Below are 1,950 nucleotides of genomic sequence, written 5' to 3'. Positions count from 1 at the left end.
TGTTAGCGCCGATGTAAAACTGACCCTGTCGCCGACATAAAACTGACCCACCTGGGAGACGATGGCGGCTTTTGCCGCCGATGCTGACTCAGGAGCAAGCAGTGGAAATCAAGGTATTGGCCAGGCGCGGGACGGCGGTTCGGGAGATTGCGAGGCAGACGGGCTTATCGCGCAACACCGTGCGTCGCTATCTAAGGGATGAACAAGCGAGACGGTACAAGCCGCGTGAACCGCGCACGACGAAGCTCGACCCGTTCAAGGACTATCTGCTGGAGCGCGTGGCAGCAGCGCGACCGCACTGGATTCCGGCGACCGTTCTGCTGCGCGAAGTGCAGGAGGCCGGCTATGCAGGCGGCATCAGCCAGCTCAAGGCGTTCCTGGCACCCCACAAACATCCCGAAGCCGAACCGGTCGTGCGCTTCGAGACGCCACCGGGCAAGCAGATGCAGGCCGATTTCACCGTCATCCGTCGAGGCCGCGAGCCGTTGCTCGCGCTGGTCGTGACGATGGGTTATAGCCGCGCGAGCTTTGTGCGATTCACCGCGCGCGAGGACGCGGCGACGCTGTGCGAATGCCTGCGCGAAGCGCTGGTCTACTTCGGCGGCACGCCGCAACATGTGCTGTTCGACAATGCCAAATCGGTGGTCATCGAGCGCGATGCGTTCGGTGTGGGCGAGCATCGCTGGAACCCGCAATTGCTGGCGCTTGCAGAGACCTACGGCTTCACGCCGAAGGTGTGTCGGCCATATCGAGCCAAGACCAAGGGCAAGGTCGAGCGCTTCAACCGCTATCTCAAGGAGAGCTTCGTCGTGCCCCTTGCCGCGACGCTGAAGTCATCGGGGCTGAAACTGGACGTCGAGACCGCCAATGCGCACCTCGGCCGATGGCTCTCAGAGGTGGCCAATGTGCGCCGTCACGCAACAACGGGCGAGCGTCCAGCCGTGTTGCTCGATGCTGAACGAGCGGCACTTCTGCCATTGCCGGCTCAAGCGCCTGCGCTCGCGGCGCCCGACAATCGCCGGGTGTTGCCCCGTGAGAGCCTGCAGCATCCGCTGGCGGTCTATGACACGTTGCTGGAGTTCGCCGCATGAATCTGCAACATGAGCGCATCGCCGCGCTGTGCGCGCAACTGAAGCTCGACTGCGTCGCCACCGATTGGGCGCCGCTGGCACAACGCGCGGCCGCAGCCGATTCGAGTATGGCCGACTTCCTGGAGCAACTTCTGCAAGCAGAACTCGGTGCTCGCGACGAGCGCAAGCGCCAGGTGCTCACGAAGTTGGCGGCGTTGCCCGGTATCAAGACGCTGGAACAATACGACTTTGGCTTCGCCAGCGGCGCACCGCGTGCGCAGATTCAAGAGCTTGCGAGTCTGGCGTTCATCGAACGGGCCGAGAATATCGTGCTGCTCGGACCATCCGGTGTCGGCAAGACACATATCGCGACTGCGCTTGCATACCGCGCGGCGCAGGCGGGCATCAAGACACGGTTCATCACGGCCGCCGACCTGATGATGCAATTGGCCGCCGCGCGGCAACAGAACCGGCTGCGCGAGTTCTTCAATCGCGCCGTTATCGGGCCCAGGCTGCTGGTCGTCGACGAAATCGGCTATCTGCCATTCGGGCGCGAGGAGGCGAATCTGTTCTTCAACGTCGTGGCGAAACGCTACGAGCGCGGTTCAATCGTCCTGACCAGCAACCTGCCATTTACGCAATGGGCGACGGCGTTCGCCGATGACCAGACGCTGACGGCAGCGATGCTCGACAGGTTGCTACATCACGCGCATATCGTGCAAATCAGTGGCGAGAGCTATCGACTGAAGGACAAGAGAAAGGCGGGACAAACGAGCGCGCGGACAACTACGAAAGTAGCCGCGTGATACTGGACCCAGGTGGGTCAGATTTACTTCGGCGAAGCCTTCGAATGTGGGTCAGGTTTCAGTCGGCGTTGACA

The 1,950-nt window shown here is 62.3% G+C and carries 2 protein-coding genes; both read left to right on the top strand.

What is annotated here, in order from left to right; all coding sequences use genetic code 11:
* The first annotated feature begins 80 nt into the window (after window positions 1-80).
* Window positions 81-1,091, top strand: a complete 1,011-nt coding sequence (gene istA, locus AWB74_RS44220; protein ID WP_061152759.1) for an IS21 family transposase — start codon at window positions 81-83, stop codon at window positions 1,089-1,091.
* Window positions 1,088-1,876 (top strand): IS21-like element helper ATPase IstB, encoded by a 789-nt coding sequence (istB, locus tag AWB74_RS44215; RefSeq protein ID WP_061152758.1) that lies wholly within the window; start codon window positions 1,088-1,090, stop codon window positions 1,874-1,876. The genes istA and istB overlap by 4 nt, the downstream gene beginning before the upstream one ends.
* The last annotated feature ends 74 nt before the right edge of the window (window positions 1,877-1,950 follow it).

This window comes from Caballeronia arvi, from assembly GCF_001544695.2.
GTDB classification, from domain to species: Bacteria; Pseudomonadota; Gammaproteobacteria; order Burkholderiales; family Burkholderiaceae; genus Caballeronia; species Caballeronia arvi.
The sequence above is the reverse complement of the archived record's forward strand: the minus strand, read 5'-3'. Positions and strand labels throughout refer to the sequence as shown.